Source organism: Acidovorax sp. GW835-FHT14G06 (genome assembly GCF_058793595.1).
The window spans coordinates 1-1972 of sequence record NZ_JBXAGA010000044.1; the positions used below are offsets into that span (position 1 = coordinate 1).

Annotated in this window: 1 pseudogene; it reads left to right on the forward strand. The window is 59.0% G+C overall.

The window, feature by feature from the left end:
- A pseudogene (locus AC1Q64_RS25630) lies at positions 1-1829 on the forward strand (Tn3-like element IS1071 family transposase); the annotation flags it as partial.
- Positions 1830-1972: the final 143 nt, after the last annotated feature.

Here is a 1972-nt window from a genome sequence, read left to right on the forward strand (position 1 = left end):
CCTCCCTGGTCCGCGAGGGATTGATTGATGGAATTCGCCCCGTGCGGTCGTTGCTCGTCGCCATTGCAAAGCTGCCCTGGCAGGCCACCGGCGAGCATCCTGCCATCGAGTACCTTGCCAAGCTGCAAGCTTTATATCTCAAAGGATCCAGAAAGCTGCCAGTTGAAGTGGTGGCACCAAGTCTGGGAATGATCTGGCAGGTTTCGATCTCCAGCCCAGACCGGGAACGGGCGTTTCAGGCGTTGGAGGTGGCCACCCTGTTTGCCCTGCGCCGCGCGGTGCGCAATGGCTCGGTCTGGATTGAGCACAGCCTGAGCTTTCGGGGTCGTGCGCGCTTGTTCTTCACGGACGAGCGTTGGCAGGCAGAGTCCAAGAAACACTATGCCCGTCTATCGTTACCCAGCAAGGCTGCCACTTTCTTGAAGCCTTTGCTGGCCAGAGTAACTGCCGGTGTCGATGCGGTGGCCGCTGCAGCCCGCAGTGGCGTACTGCGCGTGGATGATGAACTCCATTTGTCGCCATTGCCCGCAGAGGACGAAGACCCAGAAGTGACCAAGCTGCGCGCGGCTTTGGATCACCGCATCGGTGAGGTTCAATTGCCGGAAGTGATTCTGGCCGTTGACGCCCAGGTGCGCTTTAGCTGGATCATGCTCGGACGTGAGCCGCGCTCTACCGACGAGCTGCTGATGGTCTATGCCGGCATCATGGCCCACGGCACCAGTCTGACTGCGGTCGAATGCGCGCGCATGATTCCGCAATTGTCTGCCACCAGCATTCGCCAGGCCATGCGCTGGGCGCGGGACGAACGGCGTCTGAGCCAGGCCTGCCAGGCTGTGCTGGAATTCATGCAGCGACACCCGATTGCCGCCACCTGGGGGCGGTCCGATTTGGCATCTTCTGACATGATGAGCATGGAGACCACCAAACGGGTGTGGCAAGCCCGGCTTGATCCTCGGCGCAACACACCTTCCATTGGAATCTACTCCCATGTAAAAGACCGGTGGGGCATCTTCCATGCGCAGCCCTTTGTGCTCAATGAGCGCCAGGCGGGCGTGGCCATTGAAGGTGTCATCCGCCAAGAAAAGCTGGAGACCAGCCAGCTTGCTGTGGATACCCATGGCTACACCGACTTTGCCATGTCACATGCCCGTTTGCTTGGTTTTGATCTTTGCCCGCGGTTGAAGGAACTCAAACAGCGCCACCTCTTTGTGCCACGCGGCACCAAAGTGCCCGCAGAAATCGCTGCGGTGTGCGAAGCCAATGTCGACGTCGCTTTGATCGAAAAGCATTGGGATAGTCTGGTGCACCTGGCAGCCTCGGTCATGAGCGGACATGCCAGTGCGGTGGCAGCTCTTGCGCGGTTCGGTTCTGCCGCCCAGGGCGATCCAATCTATGAGGCTGGCGTGCAATTGGGGCGGTTGCTGCGTACGGCGTTTTTGGCTGACTACTTTGTCAAGGACGCTTTCAGGAACGAGTTGCGCCGGGTGCTCAATCGGGGCGAGGCTGTTAACGCCCTCAAGCGCGCCATTTATACCGGCCGGATCAGCCCGGCGCAGGCCAAACGTGTCGATGAAATGCAGGCTGTGGCCGATGCGTTGAGCCTGATGGCCAACATCGTGATGGCGTGGAATACCTCACAGATGCAGGCGGTCCTGGATCGCTGGTCGAACCGCCGCCAGGTCATTCCACCGGAACTGATCGGGAAGATTGCGCCCACCAGGCTGGAGAGCATCAACTTGCGGGGTGTGTTTCGCTTCCCGGTTGACCGCTATGCTGACCAAATCCTGCCTTCGCGGCCAAATGCATCGATAACTGGCACCAATGGATGAAACCGACCACGGTTTGACGCCACGAATCGCAGATTTGAAAGTGAACAGGAAAGTCAATGAAATCAACGATCTACCAACACCACCTCCGCGCCAGTGCTAGCTTTTCGTACCGTCACTTATTGCACTGAAAACGAGGAGACCCC